Here is a 21,929-nt window from a genome sequence, read left to right as displayed (position 1 = left end):
ACATCCTGGATTGTTGGAGCGAGGCTTGCCCGCGAAGACCATTAGCCGGTTTTAGAAAACCGGCGAATGTATCGGCCTCATCGCGGGAAAGGTGGATCGCCACCCCGGTCGCTCCAGGGCGTCCTGGGTGTTGCTGAAACTACTGCCGCATCCCACGCCCACTTACCAGCAACCGCGCGCAGCCCACATACAGGACGATGGTCGCGATGACCATGAACGCCATGGCGATGCTGATGCGGATGTCGGACACACCGAGGATGCCGTAACGGAAGGCGTTGACCATATGCAGGACCGGGTTGGCCATGGACACGGTCTGCCAGAACGGCGGCAGCAGGTTGATCGAGTAGAACACGCCACCGAGATAGGTCAGCGGTGTCAGCACGAAGGTCGGGATGATCGAGATGTCATCGAAGTTGCGCGCGAACACGGCATTGATGAAGCCCAACAGCGAGAAGATTGTCGCCGTCAGCACCACGACGATCACCGTGATACCCAGGTGATGGACTTGCAGGTCGGTGAAGAACATCGACAGCAGGGTCACGATGACGCCGACCATCAGGCCGCGCAACACGCCGCCCAACACATAACCGATAAGAATGGTGTGCGGCGAAACCGGCGACACCATCAGCTCTTCAACTGAGCGCTGGAACTTGGCGCCGAAGAAACTCGACACCACGTTGCCGTAGGAGTTGGTGATCACCGACATCATGATCAGGCCCGGCACGATGTACTGCATGTACGTGAATCCGCCCATGTCGCCGATCTGCCGGCCGATCAGGTTGCCGAAGATCACGAAGTACAGAACCATGGTGATCGCAGGCGGCAGCAGCGTTTGCGGCCAGATCCGCATGAAACGACGCACTTCGCGATAGACGATGGTGTTCAGGGCAATCAGGTTGGGGCGCAGCTCGGAGGTGGTTTCGTGACTCATACCGCCACCTTCGCCAGATTTTTTTCCACCAGGGACACGAACAGCTCCTCAAGGCGATTGGTTTTATTGCGCAGGCTCGCCACTTCGATGTTCTGTGCAGCGAGTTGGCCGAACAACGCAGTGATGCCGATATTCTTGTCGACCTGGACTTCCAGGGTATGGCTGTCGAGCAGCTTGCTTGGATAGCCAGTTAGCTGCGGCGCGCTCTGATGCGAATCCTTGAGATCCAGCAGGAAGGTTTCAACGGTCATTTTGTTCAGCAACTGCTTCATGCCGGTGTTCTCGACAATCACGCCGTGGTCGATGATGCCGATGTTGCGGCACAGTTGCTCGGCCTCTTCCAGATAGTGCGTGGTGAGGATGATCGTCGTGCCCTGCTCGTTCAGCTCGGTGAGGAAACCCCACATTGAACGACGCAGCTCGATGTCCACGCCCGCAGTCGGTTCGTCGAGGATCAGCAGGCGCGGTTCATGAATCAACGCACGAGCAATCATCAGACGCCGCTTCATGCCGCCGGACAGTGAACGCGAAGGCACATCGCGCTTGTCCCACAAGCCCAGCTGCGTCAGGTAACGCTCGGCGCGCTCCTTGGCGATCTTCAGCGGGATGCCGTAGTAGCCGGCCTGGGTCACGACGATGTCGAAGGCTTTTTCGAACTGGTTGAAATTGAATTCCTGGGGCACCACGCCAATGCAGCGCTTGAGCGCCGCTGGCTCGCGGTCCAGGTCATGACCAAAGATATTCACCGTGCCGCTGGTCTTGTTGACCAGGGTCGAGATGATGCCGATGGTAGTGGATTTGCCGGCACCATTGGGGCCGAGCAAGGCGAAGAAGTCACCTTCAGCGACGTCCAGATCGATACCACTCAGGGCCTGGAAACCGTTGCCGTAGGTTTTGGTTAGCTGCCGGATGGACAGAGCGGAACTCATATCGGAAAACGCACCAATGAAGGAAAGAAAAGAATAGATGAGGGCTGAAGCCACCGATTACAACCGCGGCACAGCCAGGCAATGGTGCTTGGCTATGCCATTCAAGTACAGCGACATATATTGATAATACTTATCAGGTCAACGCGGTCATCACTGCCGATTGATAAGCTGGCCGCGCTTTCAGGCGCTCATACCAGGCTTGGAGATGATGCATCGCCGGACGTTCAATCGGCATTTCGAACCAGGCATAGATAAAACTGCCCAGGGGAATGTCGCCCATGCCGAATTCGTCGCCGGAAAGATAAGGCTGGGTCGCCAAAGCTTCGTCCGCAACTATTAACAACGCTTGCACAGTCTTGATCGCGCCATTGATCTGCACCCAGTCCTGCTGCTCCGCCGGAGTGCGCAACACACCCCAGAACACATGCCGAAACGGTTCGGCCAAGGTCGAGGTGGTCCAGTCCATCCACTTGTCTGCCGCTGCCCGCGCCTGAGGATCGGCTGGATACAGTGCCGAATCCGGGGCGTATTGCGCCGCCAGATAGCGCACGATGGCATTGGACTCCCAGAGCACGAAGTCGCCGTCTTCGATCATCGGCACGCGACCGTTGGGGTTTTTCGCCCGGTATTCTTCACCGTCCACCAGACCGAACGCCCCGCCGGCATCGACCGTTTCGTATTGCAGGCCAAGTTCTTCGGCGATCCACAGCGCCTTGCGCACGTTGGTCGAGTTTTTTCTGCCCCAGATTTTCAGCATTGGTAATCCTCTGTAAACCGACATTCGAAGAAGTGCTGGGGAGTTTACGCTGAACCAGACCAGTGTTATCGAAACCTGTGGGACCGGCTTTAGCCGGGAAGGCGGCATTTGCGCCAATACTCATGACGTGACTGCCTTGGCCTCTTCCCGGCTAACGCCGGTCCCACGAAGACAGCCAGCCAGACACCGAACTCCCGCGCGCGGCCAGGGTCACTATCGATGCTCGCCGTGCTGTTCGCTTGACGGAACAGGACCTGGCTATTGATAGTGGTTCCTTGCTGCTGTCATCACGGAGGATTACTTATGCTGTTGTTGTGGATTGTTGCGCTGGTTGTCGGGATTGCCTGGCTGGCCCACCGGCGTGTCGCACCAATGCCCGCCCTGGGCGCGGTTGCCGTGTTCCTGCTGGCGATGGGCACTTTCAGCCATGCGCCGGGCTGGTTGCTGGCAATTTTCTGGATCCTGCTGCTGGCCGTGGCCTTGCCCCTGACGCTACCGGACCTGCGCCGCAAGCACTTCACTGCGCCAATGTTCTCCTGGTTCAAGAAAACCCTGCCGCCGATGTCCCAGACCGAACGCGATGCCATCGATGCAGGCACCGTATGGTGGGACGGCGAGCTGTTCAGCGGTCGCCCGGACTGGGACCAGCTGCTGGCCTATCCGAAGGTCCAACTGACCGAGGAAGAGCAAGCGTTCATCGACGGCCCGACCGAAGAGCTGTGCGCCATGGTCACTGACTGGCAAATCGGTCAGGCCATGGATCTGCCGCCGCGCGCCTGGGCGCATATCAAGGAACACGGCTTCTTTGCCCTGATCATTCCCAAGGAGTTTGGCGGCAAAGGCTTCTCGGCCTACGCGCACTCGCAAGTGGCGATGAAACTGGCGACCCGCAGCGGCGACCTGGCGTCCACGGTCATGGTCCCCAACTCCCTCGGCCCGGCCGAACTGCTGTTGCATTACGGCACCGACGAACAGCGCAATCATTACCTGCCGCGTCTGGCGCGGGGCGATGATATTCCGTGTTTCGCCCTCACCGGCCCGCTGGCCGGCTCCGATGCTGGCGCCATGCCCGACACCGGAATTATCTGCAAAGGCCAGTGGCAAGGCGAAGAAGTCATTGGTCTGCGCCTGAACTGGGAAAAACGCTACATCACCCTCGGGCCGGTCGCCACCCTGCTCGGCCTGGCGTTCAAGGCCTTCGACCCTGAGCATCTGTTGGGCGACGAGGAAGATATCGGCATCACCCTGGCGCTGATCCCGACTGACACACCGGGCGTGGAAATCGGCCGTCGTCACCTGCCATTGGGCGCGGCGTTCATGAATGGCCCGAACTCTGGCAAGGATGTATTCATTCCGCTGGACTACCTGATTGGCGGCCAGGAAATGCTTGGCAAAGGCTGGATGATGCTGATGAACTGCCTGTCCGTGGGCCGTTCCATCTCGCTGCCCGCCGTAGGTACCGGCGCGGCCAAGTTCACCAGTCTGGTGACCGGGCAATACGCGCAGGTTCGCGAGCAATTCAACGTGCCGCTGTCGGCATTCGAAGGTATCCAGGAATCCCTGGCGCGGATCGGCGGCAACGCCTGGCTGATGGACAGCGCGCGCATGCTCACCGCCAATGCGGTAGATCTGGGCGAAAAACCGTCAGTGCTGTCGGCGATCCTTAAGTATCACCTGACCGAACGCGGCCGCGAATGCATCACCCACGCCATGGACGTGCATGGCGGCAAGGGCATCATCATGGGCCCGAACAACTATCTGGGGCGCAACTGGCAGGGCGCGCCGATTTTCATCACGGTTGAAGGCGCGAACATCCTGTCGCGCAACTTGATGATCTTCGGTCAGGGCGCGATTCGCTGCCATCCGTTCGTCCTCAAGGAAATGGCGTTGGCCAGCCGTGAAGACCACGACCAGGCATTGGCCGAGTTCGACACGCTGCTGCTCAAGCACATCGGTTTCGCGGTGAGCAATGCGGCGAGTACCTTCATTCTCAACCTGGGCTTCGGTCGATTCGAAGCCGCGCCGGGCGATACTCTGAGCCAGGGCTATTTCCGGGCGCTGAATCGCCAGGCAGCGGCGTTTGCCATGCTGGCGGACTTGAGCATGATGCTGCTGGGCGGCGAGCTGAAACGTCGGGAACGCCTGTCGGCGCGCCTCGGCGATGTGTTGAGCCACTTGTATCTGGCATCAGCAGCGCTCAAGCGTTATCACGATCTGGATTACCCGCAACACTTGCAGCCGCTGTTCCGCTGGGCCATGGAAGAAGCACTCGGCGAATCGGAGCGTGCGCTGGACGAGTTGCTGACGAACTTCCCGAGTCGTGTATTGGGCGCAGTGTTGCGCGTGGTGACCTTCCCGTTCGGCCGCCGCCACAAAGGACCGTCGGACGCACTGGATGCCGAAGTCGCTGGTGTTCTGGGGCGCGCCAAAGGCGATCCGACCCTCGAAGAGTTGCTGGCTGGCTGCTATCGCCCGCAAGATCCCGACGATGCCGTCGGCGCCTTGCAACACGCCAGCGATTTGCTCAACGCCGCTGCGCCGTTGCACAAAAAGCTGCATGTCGCGGTAAAAGGTGGCCAGCTGCAACCGGCTGCCGGCGAGCACATCATCGATGCGGCGCTGCATGCTGGCGTGTTGCAGCCGCTGGAAGCCGAGAATCTGCGTGCCGCCGAAGCCGCACGCCGCAAGGTCATCGACGTGGATGATTTTGCCAAGGAAGAGCTGACGTTGACCGAGGGCAAGATCCGTTAATCGATAGATCTTGTCAGGCCAACCACACAGCGGGCGCGCAGAGCTTTATACTCTCGCGCCCGTTTTTGCTATTGAGGATTGAACCATGGCCGACGCCACTCTCGACCACCAACTGAACCTGCTGGCACACCTGCGCAGCATCCTGGTCGCGCTGGGCGAGGCCGAGCAGGTTCCCGAAGAAAGCCATGCGCTGTTCATGGAGCGTTTCGACGAACTGATGACGCTGCTGCCCCAAGACCCGATCGAAAGCCAATACCTGGGCCAGGATATTCTCTGCCAGGTGATCCAGCGCTATCCGCAGATCGCCCATATGGTGCCGCGCGACCTGCTGTGGTTTTTCGCCGGTGATTGCCTGCACTTCATGCCGGACGAAGAAATCGCCCTGTACCAATCGCTGGAAGAGCGCCGCTACGAAGCCGAACAGAACGAAGAACCGTTTGACTGGAATCGTGAGAAACAACTTCTGTCGATGCCGACCCAGGGCAGCAAACACTAAGCTGACTGACGGGCTGCTGCAATCGGATGTGGAAAACGCTGATTCGCGGACAAGTCCGCTCCGAGTATGGTGTTGAACCTGTGGGAGAGGACTTGTCCTCGATAAGGTCAGGCAGCGTTCTTGACCGGTTTCAATGACTGCGCCACCAGACTGCCAAACGACGCGACAGCGCCCTGCAAGTTGCCCAGGAAACGTGGATAAATCAGCCACAAGTCCATTACTGGCTTGAAATCCTTGACCGGCATCACCGCCAGTTGATCGCGATGGGTGCTGCGCTCCAGCAACGGACGCGGCACCAGGCCAAGGCCCATGCCGTCTGCCACCAGTCCCAGCTGCAATTCCGTGCCGAAGGTTTCCAGATTGACCTTCAGGCTCAGACCCTGATCAGTCAGTGTGCGCTGCAAACCGGCCCGGAACCCGCAACCATCGGGATTGAGTACCCAACCCTGCTCATAACAATCGGCCAGCTTGACGGCTTTTTTCGGCAACGCCGATTTGGCACAGACCACCACCAGCTCCATCTTGCCGATGGACTCGCCAATGATGTTCTCCGGGAAGATCTTGCCTGCCGGGAACAACGCTGCTGCGGCATCCAGCTCGCCATTCTCGATCTTGTTGACCAGATGACTGCCCCAACCGGTCACCACTTGCGCGCGCAGGTCGGGAAATTCACTGCGCATGTATTTGAGCGCGTCCAGCAACACCGCGTCGCCAATGGTCTGCGGCACACCCAGACGCAACAGGCCGCTGGGCGGCGTATCACTGGCAACCAGTTCGCGCAGGGAGTCCATTTCCCGCAGGATCGCCAGGCACTTCTGGTAAACCTGTGTACCCATTTGGGTGGGTTTGAGCGGCTTGGTGTTGCGGTCGAACAACTCGACTCCCAATGCCTGCTCGAAATTCTGTACCCGGCGGGTAATCGCCGGCTGGGTCAAACCCAGGGATTCCGCTGCATGGCTGATCGACTGGCAACGAATCACCGCCACGAAAGCATCGATATCATCAATTTTCATTCGGACCGCACATAAAGAAACGCGAAAGAGATAGGCGAAAAGCATAGTTGGAATTTGGTTGGGTGGAAAGGTCCTCGCGAGTCAGGCCTCGCTCCAACAAATCCAAGTCCAACCAATAATTTGGTTATATCCTAATCATAAAAAAATAGCATATTAAACACCTCCATTATGCTTATATTCATCCATAGCTTAACAACGCGCTGGATTCGATATGACGCAGACCCGACACCCGGAAAGACTCAGAGCTTTTATTGGCGCGCTGGCCGAGCTGATTGACAGCAACCCTCGCGAAGGCGACCTGCTGCATCGCGGCGGCAAGCTGCTGTCCCAGCTGGTCAGTTACGACGACTGGCTGCCCGATGAATATGCCGTTCCCGATCCGCAGCGCTATCAGCAGTTTTTGCTGCATGCCGACTCCCGGCAGCGTTTCTCGGTAGTCAGCTTCGTCTGGGGGCCGGGACAGAGCACGCCGATTCATGACCATCGCGTCTGGGGTTTGATCGGCATGCTGCGCGGCGCTGAGTTCTCCCAGGGTTTCGCCCGCAGTGAAGGCGGCCGTCTGGAGCAGGAAGGCCCGGCGATTCGCCTGGAACCTGGCCACGTCGAAGCCCTGTCGCCGCGCAGCAACGATATTCATCAAGTCAGCAACGCCTACAGTGATCAGGTATCGATCAGCATCCACGTCTACGGCGCCAACATTGGTGCGGTGCGCCGCGCGGTGTATCAGCCTGACGGTACTGAAAAGCTGTTTATTTCCGGCTATTCCAACGCCTATTTGCCCAACATCTGGGACCTGTCTAAAGAGAGCCAAGCACAATGACCCAGCCAACTACCCGATCCTTTGCCGATATCCGCCAGGCGCTGCTCGACCACCAGGAACTGGCGCTGCTGGACGTACGCGAAGAAGCGCCGTTCGCCGAAGCCCATCCATTGTTCGCAGCCAATATCGCGCTGTCAAAAATCGAACTGGAAGTGTTCTCCCGAATTCCTCGCCGTGATACCGCCGTCACGCTCTACGACAACGGCGAAGGCCTGGCGCAGATCGCCCTTGAGCGTTTGCAAGCCTTGGGTTACAGCGACGTGAAGCTGCTCGAAGGTGGTCTGCAAGGCTGGCGCGATGCGGGCGGCGAGCTGTTTATCGACGTCAACGTGCCGAGCAAGGCGTTTGGCGAACTCGTGGAGCATCATCGGGATACGCCGTCGCTGGCCGCTGAAGAAGTGCTGCAACTGATCGAATCCAAGGCCGACGTGGTCGTCCTCGACGCACGCCGTTATGACGAATACCAGACCATGAGCATTCCCAGCGGGATCAGCGTGCCCGGTGCCGAACTGGTGCTGCGCGCCCGGGAGCTGGCGCCGGACCCGAACACGCGGATCATCGTCAATTGCGCCGGGCGCACCCGCAGCATCATCGGCACCCAGTCACTGGTCAACGCCGGTCTGCCCAATCAGATCAACGCCCTGCGCAACGGCACCATCGGCTGGCTGCTGGCCGGGCAAACCCTGGATTACGGCCAGGCCCGGCGCTTTGCCGCGGTCAGCGAAGAAACCCGCGAAACCGCCAGCGCCGACGCGCGCCGGGTGGCCGACAAGGCGCGGGTGAAACGCGCCAGCCGGGCCAACCTGCACAGCTGGCAAGCAGATGCTGCGCGCACGACTTATCTGTTCGATGTACGCACCCCGGAAGAATTCGCCAAAGGCCACTTGCCGGGCGCGCGCTCGACACCGGGCGGGCAACTGGTGCAGGAAACCGATCACTTCGCCAGCGTACGCGGCGCACGTCTGGTGCTGGTGGACGACGACGGCGTGCGCGCCAATATGTCGGCTTCGTGGCTGGCGCAACTGGGTTGGGAAGTGTTCGTCGTCGATGACCTGCACGCTGCTGACTTCAGCGAGCAAGGCGACTGGAACGCACCGATCCCGACGCCCGCCCAGGTCGAAGAAATCAGCGCGCAAACCCTGGTCGAATGGCAGGCCCATGGCGGCGTTGCTGTACTGGATTTCACCGCCAGCGCCAACTACGTCAAGCAGCACATTCCCGGTGCATGGTGGACGCTGCGTGCGCAGCTCAAGGCGGCGCTGGACAAAATCCCCGCTGCCGAGCGCTACGTACTGACCTGCGGCAGCAGCAAGCTGGCGCGTCTGGCGGTGGCCGAAGTCGAAGCCCTGACCGGCAAGCCGGTGTTCCTGCTCAAGGACGGCACGGCCAGCTGGATTGCCGCCGGGCTACCGCTGGAAACCGGCGAAAGCCAGCTCGCCTCGCCGCGTATCGACCGCTATCGCCGCCCTTATGAAGGCACCGACGCACCGCGCGCAGCCATGCAGGCGTATCTGGACTGGGAATACGGTCTGGTGGCGCAACTGGCACGCGATGGCACGCACGGCTTCTACGTGATCTGAACCACACCACAACGCCATTCAAATAATTCAACGGGACCGACCCCTCCAGGCGGAGGTCCCTGCTGCACTGTCCTCTAGCCTGGAGAAACCCCATGACCCTCGTCCGCAAGTCCGCACAGTCCTTGAAAAGCCGGCACCTGAAAAGCTTGCTGCTGGGTGCGCTGTTGAGCGTGACACTCGGCCAGCAGGTTCAGGCCGCAGACCTGGAACCCTTGCTGGTCGCCAATCAGAAATCCTCGATCAAGACCTTGCTGCAAGTCTCGGGCGAGCTCAAGGACGTGCCCTACGAGATCAAGTTTTCCGAATTCCCCTCCGCTGCGCCGCTGGGTGAAGCACTCAACGCCGGAGCTGTGGACATCGGCGCGCTGGGTGATGCGCCTTACGTATTTGCCCTCGGCGCGGGCGCACCCTTGAAAGTGGTGAGCATCACCCACGCCGAAGGGCGCTTCACCACGGCCCTGTTGGTGCCTAAGGACTCGCCGATCAAGACCGTCGCCGACCTCAAGGGCAAGCGCATCGTCACCGGGCGCGGCTCGATCGGCCACTTCCTGGCGATCAAGGCGCTGCGTGAGGCAGGCCTGAAAACCAGCGACGTGACCTTCATCAACCTGCTGCCCGGCGAATCAAGAATCCTGCTGTCCAGCGGCGGCGCCGATGCCTGGGCCACCTGGGATCCGTACACCACCGTCGCCATCACCCAGAGCCAGGATCGCGTGCTGATCAGCGGCAACGAGCTGCTGACCAATCACCTGTACCTGGCGGCGACCGGCAAGGCCATTGCCGACAAACGCATACAGCTGGATGACTTTGTGGCACGGGTCGAGCGCGCTTACTTGTGGAGCAACATCCATTCGGACGAATACGCCGCAGCCGTGGCCAAGACCACCGGTTTGCCCATCGAAGTGCATCAGGCCATCGCCCGCGCCACCAAGATGCAGCGGGTCGAGATCGACGACAAGATCATCAAGGGCCTGCAAGCCACGGCAGACATTTACCTGGAGGAAGGCATCCTCGGCAAAAAGATCGACGTCTCAAAAGGCTTCGACAAAAGCTTCAACGCATCGCGTGCTCAGGTCGTGAAGACGGCCGCCCAGTAACACCTAACCACTCTGTTCACACAATTCGATTCCGGAGAGCACGTTCATGAGCAAGCAAAGACAATTGAAATTCGGCGCCATGGTGCATGGCGTCGGTCACGGCTGGGGCGAATGGCGCCACCCGAACGCGCTGGCCGATGCCAGCGTCAATTTCGGCTTTTACAAGCAGCAGGCGCAATTGGCCGAAGCGGCGAAATTCGACTTCGTGTTTATCGCCGACAGCCTGCATATTCATGAAAAATCCAGCCCGCATTACCTCAACCGTTTCGAGCCGTTGACCATCCTTTCGGCGCTGTCGGCAACCACCGAGCACATTGGTCTGGTGGCCACGGTCACGGTCAGCTACACCGAACCCTTCCAGGTCGCCCGGCAGATTTCTTCCCTGGACCACATCAGTGGCGGTCGGGCCGGCTGGAACGTCGTCACGTCGTGGCTCAGCGGCACCGCTGACAATTTCAGCAAGGCAGAACACCCGCCGCACGCGGTGCGCTATCGCATTGCCAAGGAGCACGTGTCGGTGGTCAAAGGCCTGTGGGATTCCTGGGAAGACGACGCCTTCGCCCGCAACAAGCAGACTGGCGAGTTCTTCACCCCCGGCAAGCTGCACGCGTTGAATCACCAGGGCGAGTTCTTTTCGGTCAAGGGACCGCTGAACATTTCCCGCTCGAAGCAAGGCCATCCACTGATTTTTCAGGCGGGCACCTCTGAAGACGGCCGCAACTTCGCCGCCGAGTATTCTGACGCAATCTTTGTCCATGCCGAGACGCTGGAAGAAAGCCAGGCCTACTATCAGGACTTGAAGAAACGCGCTGTGGGCTTTGGTCGCGACCCGTCGGACTTGTCGATTTTGCCAGGCATCCGCCCTATCGTCGGCCGCGATGACGCGGAAGTGGAAAGCCGCTACCAGCAAGCCGTGGAGCTGGTGAGCATCGAAGACGCCATTGTTGCGCTGGGTCGCCCGTTCAACGACCACGACTTCAGCCAATACCCGCTGGACGCGCCCTTCCCTGAACTGGGTGACCTGGGTTCCAACAGCCAGAAAGGCGGCTCGGACCGGATCAAACAACTGGCCAAAGATGAAGGTTTGACCCTGCGTGAAGTCGCGCTGCACTTCTCCCGGCCACGACGTGAATTCGTCGGCACCCCGAATCAGGTGGCTGACGCGATCCAGACCTGGTTTGAACAAGACGCGGCCGATGGTTTCATCATCAATTCGCTGCTGCCCGATGGCTTGAAGTACTTTACCGAGCTGGTGGTCCCGGTCTTGCAGAAAAGAGGCTTGTTCCGCAGCGACTACAGTGGTTCGACGTTGCGCGAGCATTTCGGCCTGCAAGTGCCGGTCAATCGTAATGCACAACAGCAAGAGTCGGTTGATCAGCAACAGCCAGAGCTGGCCTGACATTATCGGACTGTTGGAGCGAGACTTGCCCGCGAAGGGGTTGGTAAAACCGCTGCATATTGCGAATCAGATCCAACGATTTCGCGGGCAAGCCACGCTCCAACAGATTGTAAAAAAGGATAAACCTAGATGACCGCATCTCCCCTTCGCCCCGTTGTCGTGCGTCCCGGTGGTATCGAGTCCGCCGAGGCGTTCGCCGCCAGACTGACGACCATCACCGCGCTACTGGCAGAATCAGCCGAGCGCTATGACGCCAGCGGGGAGTTCCCCCACGCCAATTTCCGCCTGTTGCACGAGCACGGCCTGCTGGGCCTGACCGTCCCCACCGAGCTGGGCGGCGGCGGTGCCGACTTGCTGCAAGCGCAACAAACCATCAGCGCCGTGGCCCAGGGCGAGCCTTCTACCGCGCTGATTCTGGTCATGCAATACATCCAGCACGCGCGCCTGCAAGACAGTAAAAGCTGGCCCGCACATCTACGCCTGCAAATCGCGCAGCAAGCGGTGCAGGAAGGCGCGTTGATCAATTCGCTGCGGGTCGAACCCGACCTCGGTACGCCGGCCCGTGGCGGTCTGCCTGCGACCACGGCGCGACGCACCGCTGAAGGCTGGCGGATCAGCGGCAGCAAGATTTACTCCACCGGCAGCTACGGTCTGACCTGGTTCAATGTCTGGGCGCGCAGTGACGATCCGGACCCGCTGGTGGGCGCGTGGCTGGTGCACAAGGACACGCCGGGGATTCGCATTGTCGAGGACTGGGATCACCTGGGCATGCGCGCCACCTGTAGCCATGAAGTGATTTTCGAAGACGTGCTGGTGCCGCTGGAACATGCAGTCAGCGTCAGCCCATGGAGCGCGCCGCAGGCGGAGCTAGACCCGTCGGGCATGCTGTGGATGTCGGTGTTGCTGTCGTCGGTCTACGACGGCGTCGCCCGTTCGGCACGGGAATGGTTCGTGCAATGGCTGGAACAACGCAAGCCGTCCAATCTTGGGGCGGCGCTTTCGACCTTGCCACGCTTTCAGGAAGTGGTCGGCCAGATTGACACCCTGCTGTTCAACAATCACAACCTGCTGCACTCCGCCGCCCAAGGCCTGACCCCGGCCGCGCATGCCGCGCAGATCAAATACCTGGTCACCACCAACGCCATCCGCGCCGTGGAACTGGCCATCGAAGCGTCCGGCAATCCCGGCCTGTCGCGCAGCAATCCCCTACAACGCCACCTGCGCAACGTGCTCTGCGCGAGGATTCATACCCCGCAAAATGACGTGACCTTGATTGGCGTGGGCAAGGCGGTGTTTGCGCAGCGGGCTAAACGCGACTCTTAGACTCGTGGGAGCGAGGCTTGCCCGCGAAGGGTCATTTCAGGCGATCCGTCTTCCCGGATAAATCCGGTCCCACAAAACCAGCGCGATCTAGTGGGACCGGCTTTAGCCGGGAAGGCGTCGGTTCAGACAATACATCTGCGGCGCCTGGCGGTTGCCCTCAGACATAGAATCTCCAACAGATGTTGTGGTTAAACCATCACCGGCGGCTCAAACGCCGTAATCGGCGGCAACGCCTCGTTCCACTTCACCACCTCCACCGACGCAGTTTGCGCCGAGCAGCCTTGGGACAGGCACGATGAGCCGATATCAGTGGTCACCACATTGGGGTTGCCGTGCTTCTCAAGGCTGTTGAGCTGACCATGCACCAACGGATCGAACCAGGCACCCGTGGCGATCTGCACCACGCCAGGCCGGATGTCTTCCGAAACGATCACCCCCGCGAGAAACGCCCCACGCTCGTTGAAGACCTTGACCACATCCCCATCAGCAATGCCCCGCGCCAAAGCGTCGTCGCGGTTCAGGGTCAGTGGCTCGCGCTGCTGGATTTTCGAAGCGCGGCTGTACGCGCCATGATCGTATTGGCTGTGCAAGCGGGTCTTGGGCTGATTGGACAACAGATGCAAAGGAAAGGACCGCTCTGCTTGACCCAGCCACACCGGATGGCCGGGGCAATCGGCGTAGTCGAAACCGGCGATGCGCTCTGAGTAAATCTCGATCTTGCCGGACGGCGTTGGCAGCGGGTTGGCTGCGGGATCATCGCGGAAAGGTTTGAGCAACACCGTATCGGTTTCGGGATAGGCAACCTCGAACAGCCCATCACGCCAGAACTGATCATAATCGGGCAACTCAACGCCGAAATCCTGCGCTCTGCCCCGAGACTCTTCATAGATAAAGCGCAGCCAGCCGGCCGCATCGCGGCCTTCGGTGAACGTGTCGGCAAAGCCAAGCCGCTGCGCCACTTCGGCAAGAATCGAATAATCGTCACGGGACTCGCCTACAGGCTCGATGGCCTGCTGCATGGCGATCATGAAGCGATCCGATGCCGAACTGCCAATATCGTTGCGCTCCAGCGCCGTGGTGGCTGGCAATACGATATCGGCGTACTTGGCCTGAGCGGTCCAGAACTGTTCGTGGACGACAATGGTTTCCGGCTTTTGCCAGGCGTGCAGCAGACGGTTGAGGTCCTGATGGTGGTGAAAAATATTGCCGCCGGCCCAATACACCAGACGAATATCCGGGTACTGCCGCTGCTGGCCGTTGTAGTCGAACGCCGCACCAGGGTTGAGCAGCATGTCGACGACCCGGGCCACCGGAATGAAATCCTTGACCGGATTCGCCCCTTGGGAAAATCGCGGCCCGGAAAACGCCTTGCGGCCGCTGCCGGTGTTGTTCATGCAGCCGTAACCCAGCCCGAAACCACCGCCCGGCAAACCAATCTGCCCAAGCAAGGCGGCCAGGGTCACGGTCATCCAGAACGGCTGCTCGCCGTGGACCGAGCGCTGCAATGAATAGGCGATGTTGATCATGGTGCGTTTGCTGGCCATGCGCCGCGCCAGTTCGGTGATCTGCCCGGCAGGAATATCGGTCAGCGCTTCGGCCCACTCCGGCGTTTTCGGCTGGCCGTCAATCACACCCAGCAGATAATCGCGGAAACGTTCGTAGCCGACGGTGTAGTGCTGAACAAACGCCTCATCATGCAGGCCTTCGCTGATCAGTACGTAGGACAACGCCATCATCAATGCCGTATCGCTGCCGGGGCGAACGGGCAACCATTCAACCTGTTGCGGGCCTTGCAGGTCGTCGCGCAGCGGGCTGACGTTGACGAACTGCACGCCGGCTTCGGACATGTCATCCAGGGCGCTGGCGAGCAGGTGATCACTGGCGCCACCGGGACTGGTCTGGGCGTTTTTCGCCGGCAGGCCACCAAAGGCAACGAACAGTTCGCAATGCTGCGCCAGATTCTTCCACGAGGTATGGGCGGCCAGCAGCCAATCCATGTTGCCGACGATGTGCGGCATCAGCACCCGTCCAGCGCCCAGGCTGTAGCTGTCGACGCTGGCGACGTAACCGCCAAAGCCATTGAGGAAGCGATGCAGTTGGCTTTGCGCATGGTGAAAGCGCCCGGCACTGCCCCAACCGTAACTACCGCCGAAAATCGCCTGATTGCCGTGGGCGGACTTGACCCGTTGCAGCTCGCTGGCTACCAGATCCAGGGCCACTTCCCAGCTGACTTCGACAAACGGCTCCAGGCCACGCAACTCAGGGCTGCCGCCTGATCCGTCGAGAAAGCTGCGGCGCACTGCGGGACGCATGATGCGGGTCGGCGAGGTCAGCGCCTCGGCGACCGAATCACCGATCGGCGAAGGGTCGCGGTCCCACTCGACCGGCAGCAATGCCTCAAGCTTGCCGTCAACGACCTGCGGGCGATACGCGCCCCAATGCAGCGAGGTAAAACTCATGGCGCAGGTCTCCTGAAGACAGTGAACGCTTGGTCAATCAACGTGAGACCTGAGCCTTGGCTTGGCTCTTCAAGGCCGCGTTGAACGAGTCGTCGAACACATTGCCTGCCGGATAGGATTTAGTCAGCCCCGCGCCGTTGAAAAAATCGATGGTCTGTTGCGCTTCGGCAATGACCTGCGCCGTGATCGGCACCACCACGATCTGCGAGCGTTCAAACCAGCGCCGGGCAACTTCGGCATCCGCCTTGGTCAAGGCTGACCAGGCATTGGCGTAAGTGTCGGTGTTTTGCGCGCTGCTCACCGACCACGCGCGGGCCGCCTGCAGGCGTTGGAGGAAATCACTGATCTGGGCGCGCTTGTCTTTGATCGCCCGTTCGTTGGCGACGATGAAACTCTGGGCCGGAATCAGGCCTTTGGCAGTGGCAATGACCCGCGCGCCCTGGCGTTCCTGTTGCGTGACGTAAGGATCCCACGTGGCGATGGCGTCCACTGAGCCGCCATCCAGAGCATGGGAAGAATCCAGCGCGCTGAGGTAGCGGTAGTCCACGGCATCACGTGGCACGCCCGCGCGGTCCAGCGCGGTGAGCATCAATTGCTGGCTGAACGAGCCTTTCCAGATCGCGACTTTCTTGCCGGCCAGATCGGCGACAGTCTTGATCGGGGAATCCTTGGCCACGACGATTGCCACGCCATCAAGGTTTTGCCGGGACACACCGATCACTTTGATCGGCGCACCCAGCGCGCCCATGAACAACGCCGGTGCATCGCCCAGCAGGCCGACGTCCAGGCTGCCCACGTTCAACGCCTCGGCCACTGGCGAACCGGCGGTGAATTGTTTCCATTCCAGCGTGTAGGGTAAGTCCTTGAGCACGCCGGCCGCTTCCATCACGGTGCGGGCGCTGTAGCTTTGGTCGCCGACAATCAGGTCACTGGCCTGAACCGCCAGCGAGGTGGTCATGGCCAGGGCCAGAGCGAGCAAAGTGCTGTTCTTTCGAAGTTTGAGCGTGAGGGACAAACGGCTCTCCACAGGCTCATGCAGAGCCGGATCATAGGAATGAAGTCCGGATCCGTGCGTACGGTAGCCGAGAATCGGCCCAGCGCTGAAGTCAGGCTTGGGCCACGCGGCAAACCATAGCAGCTGCCGCGTTATTCCCTAAATTCATTTTTATTCTAGGTTTATATGCAAAAAACTATTGATTGTGCAGGAGCCAACTTGTTGGCGAGGCGAGGTGTCAGGTAAGCCTTTTCGCGAGCAAGCTCGCTCCCACCAAGTTCGCTCCAACATCGCCCATCACGCAACCGCGATCTCAACATTCTGCCCACTCAAGCGCACCGGCCAGACCCGCAAGCGTTGTTCCGGGTATTCCAGACAGCCGCCGTCGTGCAGGCGGAAATGCTGCTTATACAGCGGCGAAGCGATGACCAGCTCGCCCTTGATGTTGCCGATCAACCCGCGACCTATGACGTTGACGCCCGATTGCGGGTCGCAATTATCGACGGCGTAGAGGTTTTTGCCCTCGGCGTCCGGCAGGTAGAACAGTGCGACTTGCTCGCCATCCAGCCACACCACCACTCCGGAGTTGCGCACCAGGTCTTGCTTGCTGCACACCGGGCGCCATGCGTGGGTATTTGTCTGGCTCATGAGAGTGCCTCCTCGGTGACTGGGATCAGGTTGAGTTCGGCGGCTGTTGCCGGGCGGCGCTGGCCGCGTTCCTTGACGAAATGGATGTCCGGATCGCCGCGCTTATCGTTGACGAAGGTGCGGAAGCGCTTGAGTTTTTCCGGGCTGTTAAGGGTGTTGGCCCACTCGCACTCGTAGCGGTCGACCACCAGTTGCATCTGCGATTCCAGCTCGGCACCGAGGCCGAGGCTATCGTGGATGATCACGTCCTTGAGGTAATCCAGGCCGCCTTCCAGGCTTTCACGCCAGACCGAAGTGCGCTGCAACTTGTCGGCCGTGCGGATGTAGAACATCAGGAAACGGTCGATGTAGCGGATCAGGGTATCGTCGTCCAGGTCCGTGGCAAACAGTTCCGCATGACGCGGACGCATGCCGCCGTTGCCGGAGATGTACAAATTCCAGCCTTTCTCGGTGGCAATTACGCCGACATCCTTGCTCTGTGCCTCGGCGCACTCGCGGGTGCAACCGGAAACCGCGAATTTGAGTTTGTGCGGCGAACGCAGTCCTTTGTAACGATCCTCGATGAGCAAGGCCATTTTCACGCTGTCCTGAACGCCGTAACGGCACCAGGTGCTACCGACACAGGACTTCACCGTGCGGGTCGACTTGCCGTACGCATGCCCGGTTTCAAAACCGGCGGCGATCAGCTCGGACCAGATGTCCGGCAACTCATGCAGCTGGGCGCCGAACAGGTCGATACGCTGGCCGCCAGTGATCTTGGTGTACAAATCGTATTTCTTGGCGACCACACCGATGGCGATCAGCTTGTCGGCGGTGATCTCCCCACCAGCGATACGCGGCACGACGGAATAAGTACCGTTTTTCTGCATGTTGGCCATGAACGTATCGTTGGTGTCCTGCAGCGGCACCAGGGAAGCGTCCATGATCGGCTGGTTCCAGCAAGAGGCGAGAATCGAACCCACCGCAGGCTTGCAGATGTCGCAGCCGGTATGGCCGTGGCCGTGCTTGGCGAGCAATTCTTCGAAGGTCAACACACCCTCGACCCGAACCAGCGCGTAAAGCTCCTGGCGGGTGTAGGCGAAGTGTTCGCAGAGACTCTTGTCGACACTGACGCCACGGGCGATCAGCTCATGCTCAAACACCGTCTTGACCAAGGCCGCGCAACCACCGCAACCGGTGGCCGCCTTGCACTGCGCCTTGAGCACGCCCAGATCGGTACAGCCGCCGTCGATGGCCGAACAGATCGCGCCCTTGGTGACGTTGTGGCAGGAGCAGATGGTCGCGGTTTCCGGCAGCGCTGCCGGGCCCAGGGTTGGCGCACCTGCGGAGGAAGGCAAAATCAGGCTGGCCGGTTCTTTAGGCAGAACGATGTTGTTCTGCATGTATTGCAGCAGAGTGTCGTAATAACTGTTATCGCCCACCAGCACCGCACCGATAACGTGCTTGCCGCTGGCATCCACTACCAGGCGTCGATAGCTGGCGGTGGTCTGGTCGATGAATTGATAGCTGCGCGAACCGGGCGTATGACCATGGGCATCGCCGATGGAGCCGACGTCCACGCCGAGCAGCTTGAGTTTGGTGGACATGTCGGCGCCCATGAACGGCTCGCCTTCGCTGCCACACAGCAGTTGGGCAACACCACGGGCCATTTGGTAACCGGGTGCCACCAGACCGAAGATGCTGCCATTCCACGCCGCGCACTCACCAATCGCGTAGATATGCGGGTCGCTGCTCTGGCACTGGCTGTCGATGACCACGCCACCGCGCGGGCCGATCTCCAGGCCGGACTGGCGAGCCAGCGCATCCTGGGCGCGAATGCCCGCGGAGAACACAATCAGGTCGGTTTCGAGGAATTCATCGTTGCCGAAGTTCATCCGGTAGCGGTACTCCTCGCCGGCCGTGATCGACTGCGTGCCGCGAGACAAATGCACGCCGACGCCGAGTTTCTCGATCCGGTCCTTGAGGGCGATACCGCCCTGCTCGTCCAGTTGCACCGGCATCAGGCGCGGCGCAAATTCCACGACATGGGCTTCCAGCCCGAGGCTTTTCAGCGCGTTGGCAGCTTCCAGACCCAACAAACCGCCGCCGACCACTACGCCGCGGATCGCGTTGGTGGCTGCGGCGCGGATGGCGTCCAGATCTTCCAGGGTGCGGTAGACCAGACGCGAATCGCCGTGCGCGCCTTCAATCGGCGGCACGAACGGATAGGAACCGGTGGCCAGGACCAGCTTGTCGTAATGGACACTGCCAGTCGCCGTGATCACCTGCTGGCCGTCGCGATCAATCTCCAGCACTTGCGTGCCGAGATGCAGGGTGACGCCCGGCGTTTGATACAGCGAGATATCGGAAAGCGCCAGCGACTCGGCATCACGCCCGGAGAAATACTCGGACAAATGCACCCGGTCGTAGGCCCGCATCTGCTCTTCACCGAAAACATGCAGTTGGTAGTGGTTCAGGGCGCCACCGGCGATCAACTGTTCGACACAATGATGTCCAACCATGCCGTTACCGATCACGATCAAGGTTTGCAGCGAGTCCAAAGGAGCAATATTGGAGTTCATAGATAGCACCCAGCCAAAGCCAATCACGGATAAAAAAGCAAAAAAAACGCCTGAAACCTTGCGGTTCCAGGCGCCTTTGCCTGTTCATTTGTGGTGTCGATCCGGCCTCTGTGCCCGATTCACCCATCTTGCCCACGGCCTGCTGGCTGCTCGATCTTCGTTGACCGACGGGGCTGTCCACTCGACTGCGTATGCGGTGGACCTGATAAGTGATAAGCAGAATGTGTGCCAGCTTGTACTCTCGAACAATCAGCCTGGCTCGATGACCCCGCTGGCAGGTGCGGGTTTAAAGTCTTCGGGCACGATTTCATCGGTTATCACCAGCGTGATCAGGACGGCAGCTGACGCCTCGCGCAGGGATTGGCTCGCCTCCGCTTGGTGCATATCCAACATGCGCGGCTATATATAAGTGCATTTGCCGGGGGATTTGCAGTGTGGTTGGCGCCGATGCTCAACCCGCATAGACGCAGATCAATGAAGCCTGTGGGCAAGCTGATTATCCTCGGCGGTTTTGCGACCGACCTTTCCCATGCCTCTGCCTACTCCCGAACTGCTCGCCCCCGCCGGCACCCTGAAAAACATGCGTTATGCCTTCGCCTACGGCGCCGATGCGGTCTACGCCGGCCAGCCGCGCTACAGCTTGCGCGTGCGCAATAACGAATTCGATCATGCCAATCTGGCCGTGGGTATCAACGAAGCCCAGGCTCAGGGCAAGCGATTCTACGTGGTGGTCAACATCGCGCCGCACAACGCCAAGCTCAAAACCTTTCTCAAGGATCTGGAGCCGGTGATTGCCATGGGCCCGGACGCGCTGATCATGTCCGATCCTGGCCTGATCATGCTGGTGCGCCGCCATTTCCCGCAGATGCCGATCCACCTGTCGGTGCAGGCCAATACGGTGAATTGGGCCAGTGTCGAGTTCTGGCAGCAGCAAGGCTTGAGCCGGATCATTCTGTCCCGCGAGCTATCCCTGGAAGAAATCGCCGAAATCCGCCAGCAAGTGCCCGCCATGGAGCTCGAAGTGTTCGTCCACGGCGCGTTGTGCATGGCCTATTCCGGTCGCTGCCTGCTGTCGGGCTATATCAACAAGCGCGACGCCAATCAGGGCAGCTGCACCAATGCTTGTCGCTGGAAGTATTCGGCGGAGCAAGCCACGGAAAATCAGCTCGGCGACATTGTGCAGACTTTCCAGCCCCAACCGACCCTCGGCGAAGGTGCGCCGACCGATCAGGTGTTTCTGCTGCAGGAATCCAATCGACCGGGCGAACTGATGCCGGCGTTCGAGGACGAGCACGGCACTTACATCATGAACTCCAAAGACCTGCGCGCCGTGCAGCATGTGGAGCGCCTGACGCAAATGGGCGTGCACTCGCTGAAAATCGAAGGCCGGACCAAATCCCACTTCTATTGTGCGCGGACCACTCAGGTGTACCGCCGCGCCATCGACGATGCGGTGGCCGGTCGCGCGTTCGACCGCAGCCTGATGACGGATCTGGAATCCCTCGCCCAGCGCGGCTACACCGAAGGCTTTTTGCGGCGGCACGTGCATGACGAGTATCAGAACTATCAAAATGGCAGTTCGGTATCAGAGCGGCAGCAGTTTGTCGGCGAACTCACCGGCGAGCGGCGTAACGGGCTGGCCGAAGTGAAGGTCAAGAACCGCTTCAATCTGGACGACAACCTGGAACTGATGACGCCGGCTGGCAACTTCCACTTCGACCTGGAGTATTTACAGAACACCCAGGGCGAAGCGATCGGCGTGGCGCCTGGAGACGGGCATACGGTGTACATACCGATCCCGGAAGCGGTGGATTTGCGGTTTGGATTGTTGATGCGGGATGTGAGCGACGACTGACCTGACGCACGGCTGGGTCAAACAACACATCACTGACTAAATAAAACCGAGGTGGGACCGGATTTATCCGGGAAGGCGGTGCCCGAGGCGCAGGACATGCCTAGGATGCACCGGCTTCGTCGCGAATGAATCGGTTCCCGGAGCCATAAAACGCACACACAAAAACGCCGCTCTATTGAGCGGCGTTTTCGTAAATATGGAGCGGGAAACGAGACTCGAACTCGCGACCCCGACCTTGGCAAGGTCGTGCTCTACCAACTGAGCTATTCCCGCAATGGCGTCCCCTAGGGGACTCGAACCCCTGTTACCGCCGTGA

At 60.2% G+C, this 21,929-nt stretch carries 17 protein-coding genes and 1 tRNA gene; 9 read left to right on the top strand and 9 right to left on the bottom strand.

The features are described from left to right. Positions 1-139: 139 nt before the first annotated feature. The 3 genes from ACP7E4_RS02680 to ACP7E4_RS02670 all read right to left on the bottom strand — a co-directional run bounded on the left by ACP7E4_RS02680 (position 140) and on the right by ACP7E4_RS02670 (position 2,617). Positions 140-931 (bottom strand): ABC transporter permease, encoded by a 792-nt coding sequence (locus tag ACP7E4_RS02680; RefSeq protein WP_426111405.1) that lies wholly within the window; start codon positions 929-931, stop codon positions 140-142. Next, positions 928-1,860: an ABC transporter ATP-binding protein gene (locus tag ACP7E4_RS02675; protein WP_426111403.1), complete on the bottom strand. Its 933-nt coding sequence runs from the start codon at positions 1,858-1,860 to the stop codon at positions 928-930. Before ACP7E4_RS02675 ends, ACP7E4_RS02680 begins: the two co-directional genes overlap by 4 nt. A gap of 133 nt (positions 1,861-1,993) precedes the next feature. Further along, the gene (locus tag ACP7E4_RS02670) at positions 1,994-2,617 is read right to left on the bottom strand and encodes a glutathione S-transferase family protein (protein WP_426111401.1); all 624 of its coding nucleotides are present in this window, start codon (positions 2,615-2,617) and stop codon (positions 1,994-1,996) included. A gap of 303 nt (positions 2,618-2,920) precedes the next feature. Here ACP7E4_RS02670 and ACP7E4_RS02665 point away from each other — a divergent pair, with 303 nt between their 5' ends. Further along, positions 2,921-5,368 carry an acyl-CoA dehydrogenase gene (locus tag ACP7E4_RS02665; protein WP_426111399.1) on the top strand — a complete coding sequence of 816 codons (2,448 nt, stop codon included), beginning with the start codon at positions 2,921-2,923 and terminating at the stop codon, positions 5,366-5,368. 85 nt (positions 5,369-5,453) lie between these two features. After that, positions 5,454-5,864, top strand: coding sequence for a PA2817 family protein (locus ACP7E4_RS02660; RefSeq protein ID WP_426111397.1), 411 nt, complete (start codon positions 5,454-5,456; stop codon positions 5,862-5,864). A gap of 107 nt (positions 5,865-5,971) precedes the next feature. On the opposite strand, the gene ACP7E4_RS02655 is transcribed toward ACP7E4_RS02660, so the two are convergent. Further along, a complete protein-coding gene (locus ACP7E4_RS02655) occupies positions 5,972-6,877 on the bottom strand; it encodes a LysR family transcriptional regulator (RefSeq protein WP_426111395.1) in 906 nt (301 codons plus the stop codon). A gap of 211 nt (positions 6,878-7,088) precedes the next feature. Here ACP7E4_RS02655 and ACP7E4_RS02650 point away from each other — a divergent pair, with 211 nt between their 5' ends. From ACP7E4_RS02650 to ACP7E4_RS02630, 5 genes are all read left to right on the top strand, one after another. Further along, positions 7,089-7,697 (top strand): cysteine dioxygenase, encoded by a 609-nt coding sequence (locus tag ACP7E4_RS02650; RefSeq protein WP_426111393.1) that lies wholly within the window; start codon positions 7,089-7,091, stop codon positions 7,695-7,697. Beyond that, the gene (locus ACP7E4_RS02645) at positions 7,694-9,277 is read left to right on the top strand and encodes a rhodanese homology domain-containing protein (RefSeq protein ID WP_426111391.1); all 1,584 of its coding nucleotides are present in this window, start codon (positions 7,694-7,696) and stop codon (positions 9,275-9,277) included. Before ACP7E4_RS02650 ends, ACP7E4_RS02645 begins: the two co-directional genes overlap by 4 nt. Before the next feature lie 92 nt (positions 9,278-9,369). Further along, positions 9,370-10,374, top strand: a complete 1,005-nt coding sequence (locus ACP7E4_RS02640; RefSeq protein ID WP_426111389.1) for an ABC transporter substrate-binding protein — start codon at positions 9,370-9,372, stop codon at positions 10,372-10,374. Positions 10,375-10,420: 46 nt separating this feature from the next. Then, on the top strand, positions 10,421-11,773 hold the full coding sequence (locus ACP7E4_RS02635; protein WP_426111387.1) for an LLM class flavin-dependent oxidoreductase: 1,353 nt from the start codon (positions 10,421-10,423) through the stop codon (positions 11,771-11,773). A 129-nt stretch (positions 11,774-11,902) separates the two neighbouring features. Then, positions 11,903-13,096 (top strand): acyl-CoA dehydrogenase family protein, encoded by a 1,194-nt coding sequence (locus ACP7E4_RS02630; RefSeq protein WP_426111385.1) that lies wholly within the window; start codon positions 11,903-11,905, stop codon positions 13,094-13,096. Positions 13,097-13,284: 188 nt separating this feature from the next. Here the strand turns inward: ACP7E4_RS02630 and ACP7E4_RS02625 are convergent, their stop codons facing one another. The 4 genes from ACP7E4_RS02625 to nirB form a co-directional block, all read right to left on the bottom strand. Further along, the gene (locus ACP7E4_RS02625; RefSeq protein WP_426111383.1) at positions 13,285-15,555 is read right to left on the bottom strand and encodes a molybdopterin guanine dinucleotide-containing S/N-oxide reductase; all 2,271 of its coding nucleotides are present in this window, start codon (positions 15,553-15,555) and stop codon (positions 13,285-13,287) included. A gap of 37 nt (positions 15,556-15,592) precedes the next feature. Then, on the bottom strand, positions 15,593-16,513 hold the full coding sequence (locus ACP7E4_RS02620) for an ABC transporter substrate-binding protein (protein ID WP_426111499.1): 921 nt from the start codon (positions 16,511-16,513) through the stop codon (positions 15,593-15,595). A gap of 333 nt (positions 16,514-16,846) precedes the next feature. Continuing rightward, entirely contained in the window at positions 16,847-17,197 is a 351-nt protein-coding gene (gene nirD / locus ACP7E4_RS02615; protein ID WP_426111381.1) for a nitrite reductase small subunit NirD, read from the bottom strand. Beyond that, entirely contained in the window at positions 17,194-19,758 is a 2,565-nt protein-coding gene (nirB, locus tag ACP7E4_RS02610) for a nitrite reductase large subunit NirB (RefSeq protein ID WP_426111379.1), read from the bottom strand. The genes nirD and nirB overlap by 4 nt, the downstream gene beginning before the upstream one ends. On the opposite strand from nirB, the gene ACP7E4_RS02605 reads away from it, so the two are divergent. Then, on the top strand, positions 19,748-20,167 hold the full coding sequence (locus ACP7E4_RS02605) for a hypothetical protein (RefSeq protein WP_426111377.1): 420 nt from the start codon (positions 19,748-19,750) through the stop codon (positions 20,165-20,167). The genes nirB and ACP7E4_RS02605 overlap by 11 nt on opposite strands. Before the next feature lie 120 nt (positions 20,168-20,287). Continuing rightward, entirely contained in the window at positions 20,288-21,613 is a 1,326-nt protein-coding gene (gene yegQ, locus ACP7E4_RS02600; RefSeq protein WP_426111375.1) for a tRNA 5-hydroxyuridine modification protein YegQ, read from the top strand. A 197-nt stretch (positions 21,614-21,810) separates the two neighbouring features. Here yegQ and ACP7E4_RS02595 read toward each other — a convergent pair. Continuing rightward, a tRNA-Gly gene (locus tag ACP7E4_RS02595) sits at positions 21,811-21,886 on the bottom strand. Positions 21,887-21,929 lie beyond the last annotated feature (43 nt).

Origin of the sequence: Pseudomonas sp. DSP3-2-3 (assembly GCF_049898225.1) — a bacterium.
Lineage (GTDB): Bacteria > Pseudomonadota > Gammaproteobacteria > Pseudomonadales > Pseudomonadaceae > Aquipseudomonas.
This window is presented reverse-complemented; position numbering and strand designations above follow the sequence as displayed.

Coding starts and splice junctions, on each gene's coding strand:
- ACP7E4_RS02680 (WP_426111405.1), bottom strand. CDS start 931: ATGAGTCACGAAACCACCTCCGAGCTGCGCCCCAACCTGATTGCCCTG.
- ACP7E4_RS02675 (WP_426111403.1), bottom strand. CDS start 1,860: ATGAGTTCCGCTCTGTCCATCCGGCAGCTAACCAAAACCTACGGCAAC.
- ACP7E4_RS02670 (WP_426111401.1), bottom strand. CDS start 2,617: ATGCTGAAAATCTGGGGCAGAAAAAACTCGACCAACGTGCGCAAGGCG.
- ACP7E4_RS02665 (WP_426111399.1), top strand. CDS start 2,921: ATGCTGTTGTTGTGGATTGTTGCGCTGGTTGTCGGGATTGCCTGGCTG.
- ACP7E4_RS02660 (WP_426111397.1), top strand. CDS start 5,454: ATGGCCGACGCCACTCTCGACCACCAACTGAACCTGCTGGCACACCTG.
- ACP7E4_RS02655 (WP_426111395.1), bottom strand. CDS start 6,877: ATGAAAATTGATGATATCGATGCTTTCGTGGCGGTGATTCGTTGCCAG.
- ACP7E4_RS02650 (WP_426111393.1), top strand. CDS start 7,089: ATGACGCAGACCCGACACCCGGAAAGACTCAGAGCTTTTATTGGCGCG.
- ACP7E4_RS02645 (WP_426111391.1), top strand. CDS start 7,694: ATGACCCAGCCAACTACCCGATCCTTTGCCGATATCCGCCAGGCGCTG.
- ACP7E4_RS02640 (WP_426111389.1), top strand. CDS start 9,370: ATGACCCTCGTCCGCAAGTCCGCACAGTCCTTGAAAAGCCGGCACCTG.
- ACP7E4_RS02635 (WP_426111387.1), top strand. CDS start 10,421: ATGAGCAAGCAAAGACAATTGAAATTCGGCGCCATGGTGCATGGCGTC.
- ACP7E4_RS02630 (WP_426111385.1), top strand. CDS start 11,903: ATGACCGCATCTCCCCTTCGCCCCGTTGTCGTGCGTCCCGGTGGTATC.
- ACP7E4_RS02625 (WP_426111383.1), bottom strand. CDS start 15,555: ATGAGTTTTACCTCGCTGCATTGGGGCGCGTATCGCCCGCAGGTCGTT.
- ACP7E4_RS02620 (WP_426111499.1), bottom strand. CDS start 16,513: ATGACCACCTCGCTGGCGGTTCAGGCCAGTGACCTGATTGTCGGCGAC.
- nirD (WP_426111381.1), bottom strand. CDS start 17,197: ATGAGCCAGACAAATACCCACGCATGGCGCCCGGTGTGCAGCAAGCAA.
- nirB (WP_426111379.1), bottom strand. CDS start 19,758: ATGAACTCCAATATTGCTCCTTTGGACTCGCTGCAAACCTTGATCGTG.
- yegQ (WP_426111375.1), top strand. CDS start 20,288: ATGCCTCTGCCTACTCCCGAACTGCTCGCCCCCGCCGGCACCCTGAAA.